This window comes from Nocardiopsis sp. SBT366 (assembly GCF_001083815.1).
In the GTDB taxonomy this organism is placed as follows: domain Bacteria; phylum Actinomycetota; class Actinomycetes; order Streptosporangiales; family Streptosporangiaceae; genus Nocardiopsis; species Nocardiopsis prasina.
This window is the reverse complement of sequence record NZ_LAVM01000004.1, coordinates 49,399-71,985: the sequence shown is the minus strand read 5'-3', so window position 1 is coordinate 71,985 and position 22,587 is coordinate 49,399. Positions and strand designations below refer to the sequence as shown.

19 protein-coding genes and 1 pseudogene are annotated in these 22,587 nt (G+C 70.7%); 5 read left to right on the top strand and 15 right to left on the bottom strand.

Annotated elements, in window-relative coordinates; all coding sequences use genetic code 11:
• Window positions 1–44 precede the first annotated feature (44 nt).
• Complete coding sequence (locus tag ADX84_RS02105) at window positions 45–542, bottom strand: TspO/MBR family protein (protein ID WP_049566483.1); 498 nt, start codon at window positions 540–542, stop codon at window positions 45–47.
• A gap of 193 nt (window positions 543–735) precedes the next feature.
• Here ADX84_RS02105 and ADX84_RS02100 point away from each other — a divergent pair, with 193 nt between their 5' ends.
• The 4 genes and pseudogenes from ADX84_RS02100 (at window position 736) to ADX84_RS02090 (ending at window position 5,741) form a co-directional block, all read left to right on the top strand.
• Complete coding sequence (locus ADX84_RS02100) at window positions 736–2,916, top strand: prolyl oligopeptidase family serine peptidase (RefSeq protein WP_049566481.1); 2,181 nt, start codon at window positions 736–738, stop codon at window positions 2,914–2,916.
• Between the two features lie 274 nt (window positions 2,917–3,190).
• On the top strand, window positions 3,191–4,405 hold the full coding sequence (locus tag ADX84_RS02095) for a JmjC domain-containing protein (protein ID WP_049566476.1): 1,215 nt from the start codon (window positions 3,191–3,193) through the stop codon (window positions 4,403–4,405).
• A 72-nt stretch (window positions 4,406–4,477) separates the two neighbouring features.
• Window positions 4,478–4,669: pseudogene (locus ADX84_RS25205) on the top strand (ABC transporter permease); the annotation flags it as partial.
• 211 nt (window positions 4,670–4,880) lie between these two features.
• Window positions 4,881–5,741 carry a (2Fe-2S)-binding protein gene (locus ADX84_RS02090; RefSeq protein ID WP_049566574.1) on the top strand — a complete coding sequence of 287 codons (861 nt, stop codon included), beginning with the start codon at window positions 4,881–4,883 and terminating at the stop codon, window positions 5,739–5,741.
• Between the two features lie 33 nt (window positions 5,742–5,774).
• Here the strand turns inward: ADX84_RS02090 and ADX84_RS02085 are convergent, their stop codons facing one another.
• The 12 genes from ADX84_RS02085 to ADX84_RS02040 form a co-directional block, all read right to left on the bottom strand.
• A complete protein-coding gene (locus ADX84_RS02085; protein WP_049566473.1) occupies window positions 5,775–6,569 on the bottom strand; it encodes a DUF4352 domain-containing protein in 795 nt (264 codons plus the stop codon).
• A 502-nt stretch (window positions 6,570–7,071) separates the two neighbouring features.
• Window positions 7,072–8,397, bottom strand: a complete 1,326-nt coding sequence (locus tag ADX84_RS02080) for an MFS transporter (RefSeq protein WP_369801037.1) — start codon at window positions 8,395–8,397, stop codon at window positions 7,072–7,074.
• Window positions 8,398–8,471: 74 nt separating this feature from the next.
• On the bottom strand, window positions 8,472–8,711 hold the full coding sequence (locus ADX84_RS02075; RefSeq protein ID WP_156208005.1) for a hypothetical protein: 240 nt from the start codon (window positions 8,709–8,711) through the stop codon (window positions 8,472–8,474).
• A 163-nt stretch (window positions 8,712–8,874) separates the two neighbouring features.
• A complete protein-coding gene (gene panD, locus ADX84_RS02070; RefSeq protein ID WP_049566464.1) occupies window positions 8,875–9,279 on the bottom strand; it encodes an aspartate 1-decarboxylase in 405 nt (134 codons plus the stop codon).
• A 418-nt stretch (window positions 9,280–9,697) separates the two neighbouring features.
• Window positions 9,698–10,327: a hypothetical protein gene (locus ADX84_RS25900; protein WP_156208004.1), complete on the bottom strand. Its 630-nt coding sequence runs from the start codon at window positions 10,325–10,327 to the stop codon at window positions 9,698–9,700.
• Window positions 10,328–10,848: 521 nt separating this feature from the next.
• Window positions 10,849–13,692, bottom strand: a complete 2,844-nt coding sequence (locus tag ADX84_RS02065) for an RNA helicase (protein ID WP_049566462.1) — start codon at window positions 13,690–13,692, stop codon at window positions 10,849–10,851.
• A gap of 12 nt (window positions 13,693–13,704) precedes the next feature.
• Complete coding sequence (locus ADX84_RS02060) at window positions 13,705–14,601, bottom strand: diacylglycerol kinase family protein (protein ID WP_049566459.1); 897 nt, start codon at window positions 14,599–14,601, stop codon at window positions 13,705–13,707.
• 95 nt (window positions 14,602–14,696) lie between these two features.
• A complete protein-coding gene (locus ADX84_RS02055) occupies window positions 14,697–15,122 on the bottom strand; it encodes a DUF397 domain-containing protein (protein ID WP_026129308.1) in 426 nt (141 codons plus the stop codon).
• 148 nt (window positions 15,123–15,270) lie between these two features.
• On the bottom strand, window positions 15,271–16,122 hold the full coding sequence (tatC, locus tag ADX84_RS02050) for a twin-arginine translocase subunit TatC (RefSeq protein ID WP_049566455.1): 852 nt from the start codon (window positions 16,120–16,122) through the stop codon (window positions 15,271–15,273).
• Window positions 16,123–16,271: 149 nt separating this feature from the next.
• Window positions 16,272–16,616 carry a Sec-independent protein translocase subunit TatA gene (tatA, locus tag ADX84_RS02045; protein WP_049566451.1) on the bottom strand — a complete coding sequence of 115 codons (345 nt, stop codon included), beginning with the start codon at window positions 16,614–16,616 and terminating at the stop codon, window positions 16,272–16,274.
• A 66-nt stretch (window positions 16,617–16,682) separates the two neighbouring features.
• Window positions 16,683–16,868 carry a hypothetical protein gene (locus tag ADX84_RS25195; protein WP_082206250.1) on the bottom strand — a complete coding sequence of 62 codons (186 nt, stop codon included), beginning with the start codon at window positions 16,866–16,868 and terminating at the stop codon, window positions 16,683–16,685.
• A 60-nt stretch (window positions 16,869–16,928) separates the two neighbouring features.
• A complete protein-coding gene (locus ADX84_RS02040; RefSeq protein ID WP_049566448.1) occupies window positions 16,929–18,980 on the bottom strand; it encodes a YafY family protein in 2,052 nt (683 codons plus the stop codon).
• A gap of 108 nt (window positions 18,981–19,088) precedes the next feature.
• Here ADX84_RS02040 and ADX84_RS02035 point away from each other — a divergent pair, with 108 nt between their 5' ends.
• Window positions 19,089–20,183, top strand: a complete 1,095-nt coding sequence (locus ADX84_RS02035; RefSeq protein WP_049566445.1) for a DUF3866 family protein — start codon at window positions 19,089–19,091, stop codon at window positions 20,181–20,183.
• On the opposite strand, the gene ADX84_RS02030 is transcribed toward ADX84_RS02035, so the two are convergent.
• Entirely contained in the window at window positions 20,170–21,243 is a 1,074-nt protein-coding gene (locus ADX84_RS02030; protein ID WP_049566443.1) for a methionyl-tRNA formyltransferase, read from the bottom strand. The two genes, ADX84_RS02035 and ADX84_RS02030, sit on opposite strands and share 14 nt — an antisense overlap.
• Before the next feature lie 212 nt (window positions 21,244–21,455).
• Window positions 21,456–22,559: an FKBP-type peptidyl-prolyl cis-trans isomerase gene (locus tag ADX84_RS02025; protein WP_049566440.1), complete on the bottom strand. Its 1,104-nt coding sequence runs from the start codon at window positions 22,557–22,559 to the stop codon at window positions 21,456–21,458.
• Between the last annotated feature and the right edge of the window lie 28 nt (window positions 22,560–22,587).

The window sequence follows — 22,587 nt, the reverse complement described above, 5'->3', positions numbered from 1 at the left end:
CTCGCACCTCCGGCGACGGCTCGGGCGCCGCAGGGTCGGACCCGTCAGTTGGCCAGCCAGATGGCGGCGTTGAGCGCGGCCGCGAAGGCGACCCACAGCAGGTAGGGGACGAGGAGCAGGGCAGCCGTCCTGCTGTGCGGACGGGCAAGGAACAGCGTGCCCGCCACCGCCACGACCAGGAGCAGGATGTCCACCAGCGCGAGACCGTAGAGCCCGGCGCCGAAGAACAGCGGCGTCCAGGCGGCGTTCAGCAGCAGTTGGAGGACGTAGACACCCAGGAAGACCACAGCCCCCTGGATCCCCGCCGCTCGCCACACCAGCCAGCCCGCGACCGCGATGAGCACGTACAGGACGGTCCAGACCGGGCCGAACAACCACGCGGGTGGGGCCCACACCGGCAGGTCGAGGCCGGCGTACACGGCGCCGGAGTCAGCCGCCGCGGTTGCGCCGACCAGTGCCGTCGCCAGGACCGCCGCCGCGAAGCACAGCGCCGCTCCCAGCGAACGGCGCGGCCCGGGGGTCCTGCGCTCGGTGTTCTCCACGGTCCACTCCCCACTCCAGCGGTCACCTCGGGACGGGGCCGCCCCTTGGCGGAGACCTACCCTGTCCAGCGCTCGACCATCCCGGCGGTCCTGGCTGGCCCGACCCACAAACCTTCCCTCAGGGACACAGTCGCGTCCCTCAGGGCCAGGTATCTCTTCCTTGACCGTCGCGTCGGGCCGCTTGAACCATGTGATGGTGCGTAACCGAGCCCCCGGAACCGCCCCGGCCACCGACCCCGTGTCGGTCGTCGACACCCTGCACGGCCATCCCGTCCCCGACCCCTACCGCTGGCTGGAGACGTCCGACTCCCCCGCGACCCTGCGCTGGTTGGCCGAACGCGGGCGGGAGTACGAGCGCGAGGCGGCCACCTGGCCCCTGCGCGAACCGCTGGCCGAGCGCATCCGCGCCCTGGTGGCCAGCGACCTGTGGTCGCCGCCGGTCCACCGCTCCGGAGCGCTGTTCTGCACGGTTCGCCACTCGGGGAGCGAACACCCCCGCCTCGTGGTGTGGCCCGGGGATCCGAGCGGATCCGCCACCGCGGGCCCCGACACGGAAGAGCACTCCTCCACCTCGGACACCGGTCCGCTGACCGTCTACGACCCCTGCGTGGACGACCCCACCGGGAGGACCACCCTGGACTCCTGGGAGCCGAGCCCGGACGGCCGCCTGGTGGCCCTCCAGACCTCCTCGGGAGGAGTGGAGCGCGGCGGTCTGCGCGTGGTCCGGACCGACACGGGCTCCACCGTGGGCCCCACCGTGTCCGGTGTCCGCTACTCGCACGTGGCCTGGCTGCCCGGCGAGCGGCGGGCCTTCTACTACGTGCGTCGCGACGGCGCCCGAGGCGTGCGCGGCGTGTGGCTGCGCCGGGTCGTGGACGGCGCGGAGACCCTCGTGTACCCGTGCACCGGCCCCGGCACCGTGCCGGGCGTGCGCGTTCTGGACGAACGTTGGCTGCTGGTCACCGAGAGCCACGGCACCGGACACCGCACCGACCTGTGGCTGGCCGACCTGGCCGCGCACCCGGTCGAGCGGCCTCGGTTCGTGCCGCTCCAGGTGGACCACGACGCCGAGACCGAGGTGCGCCCGGGCCCGGACGGCCTGCTGTACCTGCGCACCACCCTGGACGCGCCCCGCCGCCGCGTGTGCGTGGTGGAGCCCGGCGCCCCCGCCGACCGGCTCTCGCCCGAGCACTGGCGGGAGGTGGTCCCCGAGGACCCCGGTGCGACCCTGGACGCCTTCTGCCCGTACCGAGCGCCCGGTGGCACCGCGCTGCTGGTGGTCCGCACACGGCTGGGCATCAGCGAGGCCTCCGTGCACGACGCCGTCACCGGTGCCCGCTCGCACACCGTGGAACTGCCGGGTGAGGGTATGGTCTCGGGGCCCGTCGCCGCCCCGGACGGCGCCGTGTTCCTCGGCTACGCGGACGTGGCCACCCAACAGAGGGTCCTGCGACTCTCTCCGGGCGAGACCGCGCCCGAACCCTGGCCCCTCCCCGACGGTCCCGCCCCCCGAACACGCACCGGTACACGCACCGGTTCCGAGGGTTCCTCCTCCGTGGTCCGCACCGTCCTGTGGTGCCGGTCCTCCGACGGCACCCGCGTGCCGGTCACCGTCTTCGACGCCTCCGGCGGCGACGGTTCCGCGCCGACCCTCCTGCACGCGTACGGCGGCTTCGGACGCCCTCGGCAGTTCGGGTTCAGCGCGACCGTGCTGGCCTGGCTGCTGTCCGGCGGCCGCTACGCCGTGGCACACGTGCGGGGCGGGGGCGACGCCGGACGCCGGTGGCACCTGGAGGGGTCGGGCCGCCACAAGCCGCGCGCGGTGCGGGACCTGGTCGCCGCCGCCGACGCCCTGGTGGCCTCCGGTTGGTGCGCGCGCTCCGAACTGTGCCTCTCCGGCGGTTCGGCCGGGGGTCTGCTCGTGCTGGCTGCCGCCACGGCCCGCCCCGACCTGTGCGCGGCGGTGATCGCCTCGGCCCCGCTCGCGGACATGGTGCGGTTCGAGCGCCTCGGGCTGGGCCGCATGTGGACCCGCGAGTTCGGCACCACGGCCGACCCCGACGACTTCGCCGCCCTGGTCTCCTACTCCCCCTACCACCGCGCGTTGGACTCCGCCATGCGCACACCGGGGCTGCGACATCCCAGCGTCCTGCTCACCGGGTTCGACGGCGACACCCGGACCGACGCCGCCCACCCGCGCAAGATGTGCGCGGCGCTGCTGGCGGCGGCGGGCGAGGAGGGGGACCGCCCGGCCGCCCTGCTGCGCTACGAACGCGACGTCGGGCACGGCCCGCGCGCGGTGAGCAGGGCCGTGGGACTGGCCGCCGACGCACACGCGTTCGCGGCCCACAAGACGGGGCTCACCGGACGCTGACGGCGTCCGGCCCTGCCCTGGCCAAGAGGATCGACGGCACACAGAAAGCGAGGTGCGGTATGGACCCCATCGAGGTTGAGGTCGAGGATCTGGCGGAGGTGACCTCCCGCGACACCACCGCGGGCGGCGACAACGACGGCACCGACTCCAGCTCGGACTTCATCTGATCCGTGCCCTCCCGGGCCGCGCCGCCACGGCGCGGTCCGGGAGGGCCCCTCCACGATCCGCGCGCCCGCACGAACCGCAACGTCCGACCCCCGGAAAGGGGACAGCCGTGACCGATCCCGGCAGCCTGTTCACCCGAACCCTGTGCGACGTCGTGGGCCGCGACGCACTCACCACCCGTCTGTCGGAGGAGTTCGTCTTCGCCGACCTCGGCTCGGACGCCGTGCGTTCGCTCCTGACCTTCGACGACCTCAACGGCCTGCTGGCCGAGAGCGCCCCGGAACCGCCCCGGCTACGGCTGCACAAGGACGGATCGCCGGTGCCGCTGGACCGCTACACCGATCCCGCCAGGGTCTCGCGAACCGAACGCCGGATCGTGCGCCCCGAGTCGCTGTACCGGGAGCTGCGCGCCGGGGCGAGCCTGGTGCTGGACGGCATCGACCGCATGCACCCGCCGATCGGTGCGGCCACCGACGACCTCATGCGACTGACCCGGGAGCGGGCGCAGACCAACCTGTACCTGATCTGGGGGGAGTCCCGGGGGTTCGACACCCACTGGGACGACCACGACACGGTGATCGTGCAGGTGGAGGGGACGAAGCACTGGCAGGTGCACGGTCCCGGTTCTCGCCCGTACCCGATGAAGAACGACACCGACCACGCGCACACCCCGCCCCGCGACGCGGACGGTGAGCTGCACCTGGTGTGGGAGGGGGTGCTGCGGCCCGGTCAGGTGATCCACGTGCCGCGCGGTTGGTGGCACACGGTGACCGGAACCGGTGAGGTGAGCATGCACCTCACCTTCGGGTTCACCCGCGCGACCGGCATCGACTGGGCCGACGCCCTGGTGCGCGGCCTGTTCGAGGAGGAGGCGTTCCGCCGGGACCTGCCGCGGTTCGCCGATCCGGACTCGCGCCGAAAGCACCGGCACGAGCTGGTCGCGCGGATCACGGAGCTGGCCGAGAGCCTGGACCTGGACACCTTCCTCGCCGAGCGGGACGCGCGCTTCCCCAGGCGCACGTCGTTCTCCCTGCCCTGGCCGGTGGAGGACGGTGCGCCGCCGGAGCACGCGCGAGTGGAGTTCGTCCCGATCCTGCCTCCCCCGGTGGAGCGGGAGGGTGAGGGCGGGGACGCGCGGGTCGTGGTCACCGTCGCCGGGAAGCGCTACCGGCTCCCCGTGGTGGCGGAGCCGGTCCTGGAGGCGCTCGCCCGACACCGGGAGCTGTCCGTCGCGGGACTGGCCGAGCGCGCCGGTGTGGACGCGCCGGTGTGCGCCCAGGTCGTGGCCGCGCTGGCCCGTCACCACCTGGTCGTGGTGCGCTGAGCGCGGCAGGGGCGGGTAGGGCCCGCCCCTCGGCTCATCGGAACCGACCGGGGTCCCGGCGCTCGGAGTCGTGCCCCGATCGCGGAGTGGAACCCGTTGTCCGCCGTGGTCACCGCCACCCGGGAACTGTTCGGCAACCCGGTGCTGCCCTCGGACACCTGGGCGGCGCAGAACGCGCTCCTCCTGGCCTTGGCCGTGCCAGCGCTGCTGGTGGCCGTGTGCGTCCCGCTGTCACTGCGACGGTTCCGTGCCCTGAGTCCGTGAAGGCGCCGGGCCGCCGCACCCGTGGCGCGGTCATGGTCCGGGGCACTCGGTGTCCAGGATTCGGCGAACGTCCAGGCTGACGCATTGCCACCGCCAGGCGGGTTAGGGTAGCCTCACTTCACAGGCGCAAGTGAACCCGATCCTGTCCGGCGGTCGCTACGGCCGCACGCTCCGGACCTGTCGGTTCCGCTCCGCGACGAAGGGTTTCCAGGTGACTCCAGATCCGCTCGACGCCCTCCTCGGCGTCCGCGCGCGGCTGAAGTTCGCGCCGCTGCCCGAGTTCACGGACTCGGAGCGGCTCCACGGCCGACCGGTGGACGGCGTCCAGTTCCACAGCGTCGCCTTGATGACCGGGTACGGCTGGCTGCCGGTCCTGTTCGACAAGCTCCGGACCGAACACGGTCCCGGCCACCGGCTCCCCGCCGCCACCAACTTCCTGAGGGTCACCCTGCGCGAACCCGTCTTCCTGGTGGCGGCCTGCCTCTACCTCACCGGACGCGGCCCGCTGCTCACCCCCGACACCCTGTACCTGCCCTGGGACACGGCCCGGAGCAGGTTCGGCACGCCCACCGTGGTGGATCCGCGCACCGTGGTCCTGCCGGACGACCCCGCGGCCGAGCACCCCGACACCGTGGTCGCCCGCGACGAGGACGAACAGCTGCGTCTGGTCGCCGAGGCCCTCTTCGCCACCGTCGAACCCCTGGTCGAGACCCTGCACGCGCACTCACGCGCGGGCAAGCGCACTCTGTGGGGCTGGGTCCTGGACACCATGCACTTCTACATGCTCAACCCGGCCCGCTACCTCGGCCAGGACGCCGAACAGGCCTGGGAGCTGGCCACCCGGCTGGGCGACGCGGTGGTCGAAGCGGGGGCGGTCACCCGCAAGCGTCCGCGCCTGTTCCCGTTCGCTCCCGACCACCCCCGGGGCACCTGGGCGGTCCGTGGCACCTGCTGCTTCGACTACAAGGGCGATCCCGAGCACGGCTACTGCACCACCTGCCCGCTCAAGTGCGACAGCGAACGCAAGGAGGCCCTGTCCGAGTGGCTGCGCGATCCCGCGCTCGCTCCCTGACAGGACCTCTCCGCGTGCCCGTGGCGCCGCCGCTCAGGTCACCGGGACCTCCACGGGGCCCGTGAAGTAGGGCTCGAAGAGCACCCGTTCCGGCTCGATCTCACCGACGACGGTGATCGCGCCGTTGGCGGTTTGCCCCGGGTCCAGGGTCTGCACGCCGAGTTCGTTGGCGTCCATCGCGATCGCGTCGCCGGGACTGTGCTCCGTCCCCTCGGTGTCCACCACGAGGAAGTAGAGCGGATTGACGTCCAGGGCGTCCGATCCGGTGTTGGTGACCGTCACCTCGACGCTGGTGAACTCGCCCTCCACGTAGAGCGAGCTGGGCTCGAACTCGGTGGCGGTGGCGGTCAGGTCCGCCTCCGAGGGCACCTCCTCGCTCGGCTCGCCGTCCTCGTTCCGTTCGGCACCCGGGTCACCACCGCCGCTGGGCGCGCCCCGGTCCGCCAGCACCAGCGCCACAGCCGCGCAGCTTCCGAGTGCGAGCAGCAGGAGGAGAAGGACCCCGCAGCCGATCCCGATGATCTTGCCCCAGGGAGTCGGCTTCGACGGCGGCGGGCCGTAGCCGCCCTGACCCGGAGGACCGTAACCGCCAGGGGGAACGTAGCCGCCCTGGGCACCGTAGTCGACCGGTTCGTTCGGGAAGCTGCCGTAGCCGGGCGCGAACCCCTCGTGCTCGTACCCCGCGCTCCCCGGGCCGCTGGGTCCCTGTGAGTACTCACCGGAGCCCGCCGGGTCCGATGCGCCGCCGTACGGTCGGGGCTCGCCCGGAGGCGGACCGTAGGGGGGACCCTCGCCCCACTGGGCCTCCGAGGCCGAACCCCCGGGCACCTGGCCTCCAGGAGGTTGCCGCCACGTGGGCTGCCCGACCGAGGGCGGGCCGTCGAAGCGAGGCCCACCAGGCGGATGGCCGCCCGGAGGCGGCCCCCCAGGCGGGGGTGGTCCCTCCGGGGGCGGCGGTCCCTCGTTCGGAGGCGGACCTCCGTGCAGTGCCCCGCCCGGATAGGGCCCCCCGGGAGGGGGCTCGTAGGACGGCTGTCCCCACCACGGGGTGCCCTCCCGGTGGGCTCCGCCGGGAGCAGGGCCGTGACGGGGTTCCCCGGGCGGCTGCGGGCCGCCCTCGATCGGATCGCCGGGGTCCCCCGGGCGCCACTCCTCCGGCGGGTGGTGGTTGACCGGATCCTGGTCCGGCCGCTCACCGGCACCCTCCTCGGGCTCCCGATCACTCACCCAGAACACCCCTTCGTCCAGCGGCACGGTCCGTCCCGCCGAACGAACCGGCGGGCACTTCAGAACCGCACCGTAACCGTGCGAACGAGGGCGGGAGCGGAGCTCACCGGGCGTTTCCGGTAAAGGTCCGGAAGTGTTTGCCCCGCGCCCGGAGGGCGAGCACGAACACCGGGACGGTGAACAGGGCGGCGAACAGGTTCAGCCCTCCGAACCCCACCGCCGCCAGGACCACGCCGGACACGGCGGCGGCCGAGGCGGCCCCCAGGTTCATCGCCAGGTCGCTGAACCCCTGCGCACGGGGGCGGACCTCGGCGGGCAGTGACTCGGCCAACAGCGCGCTGGCCGAGACCAGCCCGAAGGACCAGCCCACCCCGAGCAGGACCAGTCCGGTGGTCACCAGGGCCTCACTGTGCCCGGCCGTTCCGGCGACGGCTGCGGCCACCAGCAGGATCACCTGCCCGGCCAGGAGCGTCGGCGTGCGGCCGAAGCGGTCCGCGAGCCAGCCGACCAGCGGGGAGAGGCCGTACATCCCGGCGATGTGCAGGGAGATGGTCAGTCCGATCACCGTGAGTTCGGCGCCGTGGTGCGTCAGGTGGACCGGTGTCATGGTCATCACCGAAACCATCACGGTGTGGCTGGCCACGACCCCCACCACCGCGAGGAGCGCCGAGGGGGTGCGGCCGATGGCCCGCAGCGCGTCGGCCAGCCCGACCCCGTCCCTGGGCGCCCTCCCCTGGTCGGCGTCGGCCCTGGCCGCCTCCGCGGTCGCGGTGAGCAGCGGGTCGGGGCGCAACAGGACCAGGATGAGCACGGCCCCGCCGAGGAACCCGGCCGTGGTGAGCAGGACCGGCCCCAGAAGGTCCGGAAGGCCCAGGAGGACGGCCAGGCCTCCGGTCGGGCCGATGAGGTTGGGTCCCACCACCGAACCCACGGTGGTCGCCCACACCACCACGGACAGGTCGCGACCCCGGGTGCGTTCCGTGGCCAGGTCGGCGGCGGCGTGCCGGGCCTGGAGGTTGGTCGCGGTCCCGGCGCCGATCAGGAGCATGCCGAGCAGGAAGAGGGCGAAGAGGTCCAGGATCGTGGCGGCGATGACCACGGTCCCGCCGAGCGCTCCGAAGAACCAGCCCAGGGCCAGGCCGGGGCGGCGACCGCTCCGGGCGGCCAGCGAGGCCAGGGGCAGGGCGAACGCGGCCGCGCCCAGGGTGATCATGGTGGTGGCCATCCCCGACCACGAGTCCGAACCGCTCAGGTCGAGGGCGATCAGCGCGCCCACGGCCAGCATGGCGCCCATCCCGATGCTGCCGACGACCTGGGCGAGCATGAGCACCAGGACGGTGCGTCGTTGCAGGCGGGACCGCGCCGACTCGGTGAGGGGCTCCCCGTTCCGGCTGGTTTGTGTGGACACGAGGTGGGTTCTCCGATTCATCCGGCCAACGGATGAATCGTAGCCCTCGGCTCCGGTTCGGGCCAGGTCTGCGGTCACGTTCGACCAGCGGTGGATCAGCCCCGCCCGTAGCGCCACCGCAGGAAGTCGTGCTCGCGCTCGACGTAGCGCATCTCCGCGTAGAGCAGGTCGGGGTCGTCGGCGTGCACCACCACCCCGCCCGCGGGGATGACCGGCCAGCAGGCGAACGCCCAGAAACGCCGGGTGTAAGGGCCCCAGAGGACGACCCAAGCACCCTGCTTCTGCCACTCGATGTGTTCGGCGACCCGGCGCCGCTCCTCGTCCCGTTCGTCCATGGCGCCCCTGGACATACCCGGGACCCGCATGTCTGACCAGGCCGGAACCGGCCATTCTGAGGGTCTTTCCGCGCGTTTGGCCGCTGAGTCGGTGGCCCGGTCCGCGCCCTCACGCACAAACGACGCCCGTGAGCTCACACGGGCGTCGTGTGGTGCGTGTCGGTCAGCGTCCGGCCACGGTGTCGCTGCCGGGGACGGGCTCGGCCGGGTCGTTGCCCAGCGCGACGATCCGGTTCTCACCGTCCACGTGCACGACGTACTGGACGTGGTCGGCCCGCTCCCGCTCGTCCACCTGGGCGTAGCCGATGATGATGACCAGGTCGCCGGGGCTCACCAGGCGCGCGGCGGCGCCGTTGATCCCGATGACGCCACTCCCGCGCTCACCGACCAGGGCGTAGGTGACCAGGCGGGCGCCGTTGTCGATGTCGACGATGTGGACCTGCTCGCCGTCGACGATGTCGGCGGCGTCCATCAGATCGGCGTCGATGGTGACCGAACCCACGTAGTGCAGGTCGGCCTGGGTGACCGTCGCGCGGTGGATCTTGCCGTTCATGAGGGTGCGCAGCATGGACGAAGCCTCGTTTCAGGATGTGTCGCGGACTACAGGCCCCCGGAGGGGTCCCGTGCGTATCCCATGATGGCGCCCCGTATGACCCGGTTCGACCACCGGGGCGCCCCTGACTCCTGAACACAGATTGCGGACCACTACATACCTTGTCAACCCTGAGCAGCCAAGACTCCGCTCACCAGCTCGCAGGGGAAACCAGCTTCTCCGTGCTGGCCCGAGCAGCCGGACTCGAACCTGTGCAGTTCTTAGCAGACTAGGTTCAGAGCAGCGAAAACCGTCGGCCGAGCAAAGAAGGTCACTCCGCCGCACGAGCCTCCCCTCGAACGACTTCGCGCCACGTCCGACGCAGAACAAAGTTCGGCGGCCTCAATGACCCCCCATCTCATATGACCAGTTTCACCTGAGGAACATGATCCTCCTATTTAATGCTCGACACCTCAACACCAGGACACTCGACAGACACAGACACTTCCACATCGGCCAATTTAAAGAGAGGCTCCGGAAGATCGGATTCAACGCTACGGGCACTACAGACTTCCCTCCCCTCCACGTCAGAGTCCTTCACATACTCAATGCTTCTATCATATTCATTAAGCACAACGAACCAACCATCTTTGGTCTCCAGAATATAGCCAACCCTGGAATCGCCACCCGAAAGCTGAATCACCTCCGCAGGAGACCAAGGAGTCCTGACCACTTCAGAAAAATGATACCGATCAAACGGGGCACGATAAAGATTATCCAGATAAAGGAAAGGCACCACAGTGACCAGGGATACTCCGATCCCACCCACCAACCCCGCGAAACCGCGCGAGAAATCACCTCGCAGGAAATTCAAGAAAAAGAACCAGACCACCAGCAACACAAGAGCACCGAACCAGTAGCTCACTTTGCCATAGTGCGAGTTACCGAACACCTCCCAGAATCGAATCGAGAAAAGCCCCTGATAGAACTCAAGAGCGTCGGAAACAGCCCCGCTCAACCCTTCCTTCAACCCCATGTAAGCAGGCGAAACAAGCGCAGATAGAACCGTCACCACGATCGCCATGCCAAGCTTTCTATAAAAAAGCAGAGCGACCGCGAGGAGTGGAAGATACGGGGGGACCAGCGGAATAACTGTTCCCAGGAGAGTGGATACAATACTCCCCGAAGAAGCCAAGGTCATCGCACACGAAGTGTCGTAGTTACAGACCAGTATCAATCGAATCGCCGAAGCGAGCAAAATTACCAGAGGCGACATAACGAGCGCCTTGGTGTAATTACTCATCCCTCGCGAATCTGCCACCGAACCCAATAGCCCCCCATGGAGATGGACGCACACTCATCAAGAGCACCGCCAGCTGTCTCACATGGGACGAAGCAGCAACCGAGACGGTTCCGTGTCAGTAGCGAAAATCTTCATTCCCAAACGCACCAAAACTGAATTCAGAGAACAAAATATGACATTGCCCGAACTCGCGGAAACCGACACCTTCTGTATCGCTTCGGGATACGGCGACATTCAACCCATTAGGGCGGGCCGGGAAGCCCCACGGCTGAGCTCCCGGCCCGACACCCGACGCCTGACACCTAGTTGAACGAGGAGTAGGCCACCACTCCGCGCCGGACCAGGTCGGCGGCCCTGCGGGCGTTGCCGCGCACATGCGGGTCGGCGGCGGCCCCCGCGATCTGGCTGAGCATGTCCACGAGCATCTTCGCGGTGCGCACGAAGTCGCCCGCGGTCATGTCGGACTGGCGCAGGATCGCGTCGAGCCGGTCGCCGCGCGCCCAGCGGTGCGCGGTCCACACGAAGCCGAGGTCGGGCTGGCGCAGGAACGACACCCGGTGGCGGGACTCGACCTCGTTGAGCTGGCCCCACAGCCGCGTCATCTCGGTCAGGGCCTCCTCGACCTTCCCCTCGGGCAGCCTCGGGTAGGCGTCGTCGCCCCGCCGCGACTCGTAGACCAGTGCGGCCGCGCAGGACGCCAGTTCCGCAGGGTTCAGTTCGTCCCACACGCCCCGGCGCAGGCACTCGGCGACCAGCAGGTCGAGCTCGGAGTAGATCTTGGCGAGCTTGCCGCCGTCCTCGGAGACGTCGTCGCCGGAGAGGTACTCCAGGTCCTCCAGCACACCGCACACCCGGTCGAAGGTGCGGGAGATGACGTGCGAACGCCCCTCCACGCGGCGGCGCAGCGCGTCGGTCTCCTTCTGGAGGCGGAAGTAGCGCTCCGCCCAGCGGGCGTGGTCCTCGCGGTCGGAACAGCCGTGGCACGGGTGGTCCTTGAGGTCGGCGCGCAGCCGCTGGATCTCCGGATCCTCCTGGGCGCCGCGGCGCCCGCCCCGCTCGAAGGACGGGTCGGTGCCCCGCTCCTTGAGCTTGCTTCGCAGGGTGGCGGCCAGGTCCTGGCGCGAACGCGGTGAGCGCGCGGAGAACGACTTGGGGATGCGCATGCGCCCCGAGGGGTGCACCGGAACCGGGAAGTCGCTGGAGTTGACCCGCTTGACCTGCTTGTCGACCGTGAGCACCAGGGGCGCGGGAAGATCGTGGCGCAGCCCCGGGTCCAGGACGACGGCGTGCCCGGAGTAGCGCCCGGCCGGGATGCGGATGATGTCGCCCGGGCGCAGCCGCTCCAGGCTCTCCAGGGCCTCGTCGCGGCGCTGGGCCGAACGGTTCCTGGCCAGCATGGACTCGCGGTCGCTCAGGGCCCTCCGCAGGGCCGCGTACTCCATGAAGTCGCCGAGGTGGCACTCTGCCGCCTTGGCGTAGCCCTCCAGGGCCTCCTCGTGCTTGCGCAGCTGCTTGACCAGGCCCACCACGGCGCGGTCGGCCTGGAACTGGGCGAAGGAGGCCTCCAGCATGTTCCGGCTGCGCTGGCGGCCGACCTGGCCGACCAGGTTCACCGCCATGTTGTAGGAGGGCTGGAAGCTGGAGTTGAGCGGGTAGGTGCGGGTGCCCGCGAGGCTGGCCACCGACTCGGGGTCGGTCCCCGCCTGCCACACGACGACCGCGTGCCCCTCGACGTCGATACCGCGTCGACCGGCACGGCCGGTGAGCTGGGTGTACTCGCCGGGCGTGAGCGAGGCGTGGGTCTCGCCGTTCCACTTGTCGAGCTTCTCGATCACGACCGTGCGCGCGGGCATGTTGATGCCCAGCGCCAGGGTCTCGGTGGCGAAGACCGCCCGGATCAGCCCGCGCGAGAACAGGTGCTCCACGATCTCCTTGAAGGTGGGCAGCATCCCCGCGTGGTGCGCGGAGATGCCCGCCTCCAGGGCGCGCAGCCAGGAGTCGAAGCCGAGCACGGTCAGGTCCGCGCGCGGGATGTCCGCGCACCGCGACTCCGCGTACTCGCGGATGTGGGCGGCCTCGTCCGGGGTGGTGAGCACCAGCCCGGAGGCCACGCACTGGCGCACGGCGTCGTCGCACCCGGCCCGGCTGAAGATGAAGGTGATCGCCGGGAGCAGGCCCTCCGCGTCCAGCTCCTCGATGATCATCGGCCGTGACGGCGGGGCGAAGCGGGTGCGCGGACGCACGTTGCCCCGGGCGCGGGTCTGCGGGTGCCTGCGCCGGTTGGCCAGCTGGGTGGTGCGGGCGTCGTCCTCGGCTGTGCGGCTCAGGTACGGGTTGATGAGCAGCTTGCGCCCGCCCACCTGGATCTCCTGCGGACGCTGGTGCTGGGCACGGCGGCGTTCGCGCCTGCGCCTGCTCCGGCCGCCACCCTCCTCGTCCTCCTCCGGGCCGCTCTCCTCCGGCTGCTCGTCGACGAACAGGTCGTGGATGCGCCTGCCCACCATCACGTGCTGCCACAGCGGGACGGGGCGCTTCTCGTCGACGATCACCGTGGTGTCGCCGCGCACCTGCTGGAGCCACTCGCCGAACTCCTCGGCGTTGCTGACGGTCGCGGACAGCGCGACCATCCGCACCGACTCGGGGAGGTGGATGATCACCTCCTCCCAGACCGCGCCCCGGAAGCGGTCGGCGAGGTAGTGCACCTCGTCCATGACCACATAGGCCAGCCCGCCCAGGGTGGACGAACCCTCGTACAGCATGTTGCGCAGCACCTCGGTGGTCATCACGACCACGGGCGCCTCGCCGTTGACGCTGTTGTCACCGGTGAGCAGACCGACCTGGTCGGCGCCGTAGCGCCGGACCAGGTCGTTGTACTTCTGGTTGGACAGGGCCTTGATCGGCGTGGTGTAGAAGCACTTGGTGCCCTCGTTGAGGGCCTGGTGCACGGCGAACTCGCCGACCACGGTCTTGCCGGAGCCGGTCGGCGCGGCGACCAGCACCCCGTGTCCGCTCTCCAGGGCCTTGCAGGCCCTGATCTGGAAGGGGTCGAACTCGAACCCGTACAGCCCCTGGAAGGCCTCGATCGCGGAGCTGGAGGCGCTCTGGCGCCTGCGGAAGGCGGCGTAACGCTCGGAGTGACTACTCATAGGATTCCCAGCCTATGAGGTCAGGTCCAGCATCTCGACCGACTTCGGCACCACCTCGCACACGAGTGTCGGGGCGCCGGTCGGTTCCCCGTCGGCGTAGGCGGTCCCCGCCTCACCCCGGATGGTGACGGTGCGCCCCCGCTTGAAGACCACCTCCTCCAGTCCCAGGTGACTGCCGGCGAAGACCCGGGGGAACAGGCGCAGGAAACGCCCGAGCGACCCGTGCTTCACGAAGACCACGTCGAGCAGCCCGTCGTCGGGGACGGCCTCGGCGCACACGTGCATGCCGCCGCCGTAGGCACTGGTGTTGCCGACGGCGACGAGCATGCCGGGTTCGGCGATCCGCTCGTCGTCGACGTCGATCTCGAAGTCGATGGGCCTGAACGAACGGAGTTCGGCGACGAGCCCGATGAGGTAGCCGAACCGGCCCATCCCGAACCGGAAGTTGTTCACCCGTTCGTTGACCCGGGCGTCGAAACCGCAGGCCAGAACGCTCATGTAGTACCGCTGTCGGCCGTCCGCGGTGGTCAGGCGGACGACGTCGCTGGCACGGGTGCGTCCGGCCAGGATCGCCTCGGCGACCTCGTCGGGAGAACCCTTGGGGACTCCGAAGACGCGGGCCACGTCGTTGCCGCTGCCCGCCGGGATGACCGCGAGGGGTACGCCGCTGCCGACGACTCCCTGAAGAACCTGGTGTACCAGGCCGTCACCGCCCACCGCGACCAGTGCGTCGGGGCGGTCAGCGGCGGCCAACCTGGCCAGCCTGCGGCTGTCCGCGGCCGAACGGCCCGTGTAGACGTGAACGCGCGCGCCCTGGGCGCGCAGGGCCTCCTTCAGCCTCACCGCGATGACGGCGGCGCGACGACGGCCTGAGGCCGGGTTGACCAGAAGGGCGATATGAGGGGACATATGCCGGTCCTTAGCTACCCACATTTGGGAACGAAGGGTGTACGGGGTCAGGTGAGGAGCCCGTACACCCGCGCGCCCGGGTGTGGGTGCTCCGGTCAGTCGTCCTCGGTCGTGGACTTCCGCTCGGATTCCTCACGTTGGCGGCGATGGTACTCCTCCATCGCCTCCGGCGTGTTCAGTGGGGAGGGAACCCAGGTCGCCTCGACCTCGGTCTCGCCGCGCTGGATCGCGATCTCCTCCTCGGTGAGGTACTCCTCGGGGATGTCGAACTCACCGTCACGGGCGCCCAGGACGAACGCCTCCCACTCGGCGGGCGTGAAGAACAGGGTGCCCTTCTCCGGGGACTTGCCGTCCCGCACGGCGCGGAAGCCGTCGTCGAACTCGGCGACCTCCACGACCGCCTCGGACTCCTCCTTGGACAGGGAGGAACGCAACCACACGGCGTGCGTGGTGTCGTGCCACTTCTCGTTGCCCATGGCCTCGGGCGGCAGGTCCCTCTTGGCCTCAGTCTGCTCGCTCATCAGCACTTCCTAGTCCGGGAGCCCGTTCGGGGGAAGGCTCCTTGGTGTCCCAGCGGGAGACGGGTCGGTGTCGGACGGGCGGCGGCCGCGCCCGGCCCGGAAGGCGGCCGACGGCCCCCGGCCGAACCCTAGCGCGTCACCGAGCTGCTCAGGAACGCTTGCCGGAACCGCCGTCGGAGTCGGTCTCCTCGAGCGGGGTGGGAGAGTGGTCCAGCTCCGAGAGCTGGTCGTCCAGCTCGGAGATCTCGTCGTCGTCCAGCTCGCTGGTGGGGTCGCGGCGCTTCTTGCGACGGTCGTTGAAGTAGCAGAACACCTCGGCGATCTCGAAGAGGATCACGAGGGGGACGGCCAGGGCGAGCATGGAGATCGGCTCGGCCGGGGTGATGATCGCGGCGACCAGGAAGGCGCAGAAGATGATGACCCGGCGCCACTTCGCGATGGCCTCGTGGGTGACGATGCCGACGATGTTGAGCAGGACCACCAGCAGCGGCATGACGAAGCCCAGGCCGAACATGCTCATCATGATGAGCATGTAGCTGAGGTACTCGCCGATCGTGAGGTAGGGGTCGGCGTCGTCGGGCAGGAACCCGAAGAGCATCTGGAGCGCGAGCGCGGTGATCGAGTACGCGAGGGCCGCGCCGGAGACGAAGAGGATCCCGGCCAGCGGGGCGAAGATGTAGGCGTACTTCTTCTCGCTGCCGTGCAGGGCCGGGGCCACGAAGGCCCACAGCTGGTAGAGCCAGAGCGGGGCCGTGACCAGGGCACCGACGAAGATCCAGACCTTGAAGGCGACGAAGAAGGCGTCGAAGGGGCCGGTGACGATCAGGGAGCAGCCGCCGCCTTCGACCACCTGGGAGGCGGGAAGCGAGCAGTAGGGCCTGGTGAGGAAGTCCCAGATCTGGTCGTAGAAGACGAAGCCGACCACAGCTCCCAGGCACAGGATGAGCAGCGCCTTGGCCAGCCTGTTGCGCAGCTCGCGCATGTGGTCCATGAGCGGCATCCGGGCATCCGGGTTCGCCGACCGGCTTCGGGACCTCATCTTTCGGTCACTCTCTTCTCCTTGGGCCCGCCGCGGGGGCGGGCGCTCCCCGCTGGCGACAGCCGACCGGCGCGGCACCCGCCGGTACCACGCCGGTCCACCGGAACGGTCTAGTTGTTGTAGGTCTGGTTGGTCGGCTCACCGGACTCGTTGACGATGCGCTGACCGGGGGGCAGCTGCGGGTAACCCTGCTGCTGCGGCTGCTGCTGGTTCTGCTGCGGAGCCGGGTTCTGCTGGGCCTGCTGCTGCGGCTGCTGCTGGTTCTGCTGTGCCTGCTCGCCCTGCTGGCCCTCGGACTCCTTGTTCTCCTCGTCGACCAGGCCCTTGCTCTCGGCCTTGAGGATGCGAGCACTGCGCCCCAGGGAGCGGGCCAGGTCCGGAAGCTTCTTGGCTCCGAACAGCAGGATGGCCAGGATCACCAGGATGGCGATGGTAGGTCCGTTGAACGGTCCCATGGTTCTACCTCTCTGTGGGGCGCGACCAAGCGCCTCTGATGGTACGCGCGTTCGTCCGCGGGGCCGTCATGTCCCAGCACCGCCATGGCGCACGCGCTCACGCAGGTCAGCGCTGCTCGCGTGGTACCCGCCCGCCGCCCGTGTCACCCCTTCGGACAGCGCGGAGGCCGCGCGGCGCACCCTCAGTCCGAGGGCGCCGACGACGAGCACTCCTGCGCAGAAAACGCCGCAGAGGACAGCGAAGGCGATCACGAGTTCACCATATCCCTTCCGTCATGACCTGTACCCCACCCCCCGGTGAACGGGTACGCGTCACTCCGGAGACGAAGTGGTCTCGACCAATTCGGTTCGGTTTCGAACAGTACGGTAGTGCTCCAGAGCCCGCTCCGCCTCGGCACGGACGTCCTTGGCGAGGGCTGCCGGTGACACCACGCGCCCCTCCCGTCCCAGCGACAACGCCAGTCGGGCCACCCACGCGGGCGCCGGGGTGCGCAGGGTGGCCCGGGCCTCCCCGTCGGGCATCTCGGTCACCGACTCGCACACGTAGTCCTCGGTCACCCAGCGCGCGGAGGGCTCCAGTGCCAGCGTCACCAGGGCGTCGCGCTCGGAGCGCTGGAGCACCCCGGCGGACAGGTCGCGGCGGACCACCCCCTCGGGCACCTGGGCCGCGAAGGGCAGCACGGTCAGTTCCAGGACCCGGTCCAGGCGGAACAGCCGTACGTCCCCGCGCAGGTGGCAGTAGCCCTCCAGGAAGGTCTGGCCGTCCTGGACCACCAGGCCCATGGGATCGACGTCACGCTCGGTCACCTGGTCCAGGTACCCCGAAAGGTACCGCAGGTGCAGGCGCTGGCCGCCGCTGAGGGCGTCGGCGCAGCGCCGCTGGGTCATGGCCACCTGGTCGTCGACCTCGACCCGCACCTGCACGGCGTCGGCCAGGTCGCTCACGGCAGAACCCGCGGCCGTACGCAGTTTCTCCCCCACCCGCTTGAGCGCGCCGCCCTCGATCCCCTGCGCCTCGGGCAGTGCCTCCAGCAGGGACAGGCCCACGACCAGGCTGGCCGCCTCGTCGGCGGTCAGGCGCAGCGGCTGGGCCAGTGTGTCGGCGTTGGCGATGATGATCTCGCCGGTCTCGCGGGCGGCGTCGAGGTCGACGTCGATCAGGTCGCCGGGGGTGTACCCGGGCAGACCGCACATCCACAGCAGGCTCAGGTCGGAGACCACCTGCTTCTCGCTGAGTCCGAAGTGCCGGGCCACCTCCGGCACGCGCACGTCGCGACCGAGCGCGTAGGGCACCAGCATGAGGAGTCGGCGCAGCTGGTCGGCGGAGCGTGGACCGCGCGCCGGCGCGTCGGTGCCGTCCGTCCCCTCGGCGGTGTCGGCCTCCTCCGCCGCGATGGTGCCCTCGACCACCCCGGCCAGGTGGTCGGCCATCGCCGCGCGGACCGGCTCGGGTTCCACCACCATCGCGCGCGAGCCGTGAGAGGCCACCTTGCGCACCAGCCCCGTGGTGCTGGTGAAGGGCAGGGTGAGGGTGTCCCAGCCGTCGCCCGTACTGTCCCGCTCTCCCGGAACCACGCGCAGCGCGAGACGGCGCAGGTCGTGGGCGGCCTCGGTACGCACCCGCAGCGTGGCGGTGCGCTCGGGAACCGCGCTCTGCTGGGAGACCACCGAGCGCAGGTCCACCCCCTCGGGAACGACGACGTCCGGGCCGGTACGGACCACGGTGACACCGCCCCGCATCCGACCGAGACGGAACACCCGGCGGGCGTCGCGGAGCCGGTCGTGGCCGACCACGTACCAGTGGCCGCGCAGGTTGACGATGCCCCACGGCTCGACCTCGCGCCGCTGGGCCCCGTTGTCGCCGGGCTTGCGGTAGTCGAAGGAGATGGGACGGCGGTCCCGGATGGCCTGCCACACGGGACCGAAGGCCGGTTCGTCGGTGCGCATCGCGGGGGTCAGCCCCGGAGCGGCCTCGGTGTCCACCGGAACCCCGGCCGAGCGGAGCTTGAACAGGGCGTTGGCGGCGGCCTCGCCCAGGGAGGCGTGGCGCCAGGCGCGGGCGGCCAGACCCAGCACGACCGCTTCGTCGGGCAGGAGCTCGATCTCGGGCAGCTCGTAGTCGGAGGGGGAGATCCGGTAACCCTCCTCGCCGCTGAAGGCGTCCCCGGTGCCGACCTGGATGGGGATACCGCTGTCGCGCAGCTCCCGTTTGTCCCGCTCGAACATGCGCTTGAACGCCGACTCGGTGTCGGCCTCGGCGTACCCCTGGACCGTCGCCCTGATCTCCTGGGCGGTCAGGTGGCGCCGCGTGGACAGGAGGCAGATGACCAGGTTCAGTTGCCGTTCGGTCTTCCTGCGCGACATCGTCCGCACTCCCCTTGCCCGCTGTGTTGCACGCTGTGGTGGACCGGGCGGGGCCGCGAGGGCGCGTCCTCCCACCTTCGGTTCAGGTCCGACGGTACCGTGCCCAGCATGATCCGGTGGCGCCGCGGTGAAGTCCTACAGATCCTGCCCTCCTGGCCCGGGGTCCGCGTGTGTGCGGTCTCGGTACCGGTCAGAGGGAACGGAGCCGAAGAGACCGCGACCTGCACGGCCCTGGCCTACACCGACCTCGTGGGCGCCCCCGAGGTGGGGGATCTGGTCCTGCTCAACACCGGGGCGCTCGACCTGGGCCTGGGTACGGGCGGCTACGCCCTGGTGGTGGCGGTCCCCGACCGCCTGCCTGACGACCGCGAGGGCCCCGGACACCTGGTGAAGGCCCGCTACACGCCTCTCCAGGCCACCGTTCTGGGCGCGGACGAGCAGGGTTCTCCCCACCACGAGGCGCTGCGCGCGGCCGAGGGGATCGACGGGATGCCCGTGGTCGTGGCCGACCTCCACTCCGCTCTGCCCGCCGTCCTGGCCGGGGTGCGCGTCGAGCGCCCCGGGACGCGGGTGGTCAACGTGATGCTCGACGGCGGCGCACTGCCCGCCGCCTTCTCTCGGATCGTGGGCGCACTGAGGGAGGACGGCCTGCTCAGCGGGTGTGTGACCACCGGTCAGGCCTTCGGCGGTGACCTGGAGGCGGTCACGGTGCACTCGGGACTGCTCGCGGCCCGGCACGTGCTGGACGCTGAGGTCGCGGTGGTCTGCCAGGGCCCGGGCAACCTGGGCACCGGCACCCCGTGGGGGTTCTCCGGTGTGTCCTGCGGCGAAGCGGTCAACGCCGCCGCCGTCCTCGGTGGTCGTCCCGTGGCCAGCCTGAGGGTCAGCGAGGCCGACCCCCGCGAGCGGCACCGGGGGGTGTCCCACCACAGCCTGACCGCCTACGGGCGGGTGGCCCTGGCCCCGGCCGACGTGGTGGTGCCCCGGCTGCCGGGCTTCTTCGGCGAGCGCGTCCGCGACCAGGCCTGGAACCTGGGCGAGCGCCACACACTCGTGGAGGTGTCCGTGAGCGGTTTGGATGACGAGGTGCGCGCGCTTCCCGTGAAGGTGTCAACGATGGGGCGCGGGCTGGACGAGGACCGGGCGGCCTTCCTCAGCGCGGCCGCCGCCGGGCGCCACGCCGCGACGCTCATCGGTGGTTGAGGCCGCGCGGTTCGTCCTGACCGACCCGGTGGTCGGAGTCGTGGTCCCCGCGGTACTGGGCTCCCAGGAAGGGCAGTTCCGAGCCGGGGAGCGGGGTGCGGCGGGTCGCGGCCATCATGTGTTCGGAGGGTACGTCGAAGTACCGCCCGGGCCGGAACATGGCCAGGGAGGTCGGTTCGGCGCGCACGCCCTCGTCCACCCGGAGTGATTCGGGCACGAACACGCTTCCGTCCCCGCAGGTCACACCCCACTCACGACCCGGACCGGCGGAGACGATCTGCCCCGGGTCCCCGCCCACGGCCTCCTCGGAGAGTCGGCCTCCGCACAGGGTGATGCGCGCTCCGCCGAACATCGCGAAGGCTCCGGGGTAGGGATCGGCCAGGGCGCGCACCATCCGGTCCACGTCCCGCCCGGCCGCCGAGAGGTCGAGGTGCCCGTCGCTGGGGCGGCGCCGGGGCCACACCGAGCCGTGGCCCGCCTGGGGGCGCCGGGGGGCGCGTCCCGTCAGGAGGGCGTCCAGGTTGCGCACGAGGAGTTCGGACTGGAGTTGCCCGGTCCGCTCGTAGAGGCCGGTGGCGGTGACGTCCTCGGCCACGTCGAACCAGATTCGGTCGACTATGTCGCCTGAGAAGGCCTCGCGTGTCAGGTGGAAGAGGCTGACGGCGCTGGAGCGCATGTCACGCAGGATCGTCCACGGGATGGGCGCGCGGCCCTGGCCGACCGGGAGCGGGGAGGGGTGCAGGCCCACCCCGCCCAGCGGCAGCGAGGCCAGGACCTCGTCGTGCACCAGCTGCGACCAGCCAGCGACCACCATGAGGTCGATCCGGTGGGCGCGGAGGGCGTCGCGCACCTCGTCGGTGTTGATGTCGGCCGCCCGCAGGTGCGGCAGGCCGTGGCGACGGGTGAGCTCCTCGAAGTCCGTGTATCCGCAGCGGTGCGCCAGTTCCGCCGGGTAGGACACCACCAGGCTCGGTGGACGCCCCTGCGCGCAGAGCTCCTCCAGGGCCGGTACCCCCAGGCGCAGACCCGACACGTAGCAGTACCGCCGCTGGTCTGGCATGGTTCCCCCTCGCCCCATACGCACCGTGGGCAACCGACTCTACGCATGCCCGCCGCCGCTCCCCCGCAGCCCGGCCCCGCTCTGCGTGTCTCCTCCGCCGCCCGGACCGGCCTGCCGAGGCTGGGGACCGGACGGCCCCGGACACGAACGCACCGCCGCTCCCGCGGCTCGGGGCGCGGGGGCGACGGTGCGTGTCGTCTGTGGGGAGGTGACTACTCCTCGGACTCCTCCGGGTCTTCGGCGACCTCGTCGCCCCCGGCGTCCTCCGCGGTCTCCTCGGTCTGCTCCTGCTCGGGCGGCGGCGGGTTGTCGTAGGCGCCCAGCACGTCGACCACGAACACCAGGGTCCCCGCGGGGGCGCCCATGGCCTCCTCCTCGGACTCCCCGTAGGCCAGGCCACCGGGGACGACCAGCATGACGCGGCTGCCGACCTTCTGGCCGACGATGCCCTCGTCCCAGCCCTCGATGACCGCACCTGCGCCGATGGTGGTGTCGAAGGGGACGCCGCCCTGGTTCCACGAGGAGTCGAAGACCTCGTTCTCGCCGTTGTCGTCGGCCTCCCAGCGCACGCCCGTGTACTGGACGATGACCTGCTGGCCCTCCTCGACCTCGGCGCCCTCACCCTCGATGAGGGGGGTGACCTCGAGTTCGTCGGGAGCCTCGGCGTCGGGGACCTCGATCCGGGGCTGGCTGTGCCCTTCCTGCGTCACCGTGGGCAGGTCGCCGCCGCCGTCGTTGGTCTGCTCGCCCGGGACGACCGCACCCTTGCTGTACCGGTCGACCATGTCGATCACCAGGACGCTCGCGCCCTCGGGGGCGGGCTGCCCCATGGACTCGGCCTGGGCCTTCTCCTCCTCGGTCAGCGCCGGGAAGACGTAGACCGCGCGGCTGCCGATGGGCTGGCTGACCAGGGTCTCGGTGATGTACTCCGGCATCTGGTCCATGCGGATCAGGTCCGGGGCACCGTTCTCGTAGCTGGACTGGCCCTCGACCGGCTCGCCCTCTCCCGGAGCGGTCCACTGGTACTGGACGACGTTGGCGATGACCAGGTCGTCCGCCCCGACCAGGGCGTCCTCACCCGCACCCTTGCTCACGACACCGGAGATCTCCTCGTCCGGAGGCTCGATGTCGGGGAAGGCGATCTCGGGCTCCTCGCCGACGTCACCGGTGACCTGGGGCAACCGGGAGTCGAGCGTGTCGTCGTTCATGCGGAGGAAGGCGGGGGTACGCCAGTCCTCCGGGAGCGATGAGCAGCTGGAGACCGCCAAGGCGATGGCGGTCAGTGGCACCGCGAGGGCGGCAGCACGTCGGTGCATGGGTCACAACCTCTGATTTCCGGCTCAG

Excerpts from the sequence above, each read along its gene's own strand:
- tatC (WP_049566455.1), bottom strand. The coding sequence starts at position 16,122 with ATGCCGCTCATGGACCACATGCGCGAGCTGCGCAACAGGCTGGCCAAG.
- tatA (WP_049566451.1), bottom strand. The coding sequence starts at position 16,616 with ATGGGACCGTTCAACGGACCTACCATCGCCATCCTGGTGATCCTGGCC.
- ADX84_RS02060 (WP_049566459.1), bottom strand. The coding sequence starts at position 14,601 with ATGTCCCCTCATATCGCCCTTCTGGTCAACCCGGCCTCAGGCCGTCGT.
- ADX84_RS02025 (WP_049566440.1), bottom strand. The coding sequence starts at position 22,559 with ATGCACCGACGTGCTGCCGCCCTCGCGGTGCCACTGACCGCCATCGCC.
- ADX84_RS02035 (WP_049566445.1), top strand. The coding sequence starts at position 19,089 with ATGATCCGGTGGCGCCGCGGTGAAGTCCTACAGATCCTGCCCTCCTGG.
- ADX84_RS02075 (WP_156208005.1), bottom strand. The coding sequence starts at position 8,711 with ATGGACGAACGGGACGAGGAGCGGCGCCGGGTCGCCGAACACATCGAG.
- ADX84_RS02065 (WP_049566462.1), bottom strand. The coding sequence starts at position 13,692 with ATGAGTAGTCACTCCGAGCGTTACGCCGCCTTCCGCAGGCGCCAGAGC.
- ADX84_RS02100 (WP_049566481.1), top strand. The coding sequence starts at position 736 with ATGGTGCGTAACCGAGCCCCCGGAACCGCCCCGGCCACCGACCCCGTG.
- ADX84_RS02080 (WP_369801037.1), bottom strand. The coding sequence starts at position 8,397 with ATGAATCGGAGAACCCACCTCGTGTCCACACAAACCAGCCGGAACGGG.
- panD (WP_049566464.1), bottom strand. The coding sequence starts at position 9,279 with ATGCTGCGCACCCTCATGAACGGCAAGATCCACCGCGCGACGGTCACC.
- ADX84_RS25900 (WP_156208004.1), bottom strand. The coding sequence starts at position 10,327 with ATGGCGATCGTGGTGACGGTTCTATCTGCGCTTGTTTCGCCTGCTTAC.
- ADX84_RS02040 (WP_049566448.1), bottom strand. The coding sequence starts at position 18,980 with ATGTCGCGCAGGAAGACCGAACGGCAACTGAACCTGGTCATCTGCCTC.
- ADX84_RS02055 (WP_026129308.1), bottom strand. The coding sequence starts at position 15,122 with ATGAGCGAGCAGACTGAGGCCAAGAGGGACCTGCCGCCCGAGGCCATG.
- ADX84_RS02030 (WP_049566443.1), bottom strand. The coding sequence starts at position 21,243 with ATGCCAGACCAGCGGCGGTACTGCTACGTGTCGGGTCTGCGCCTGGGG.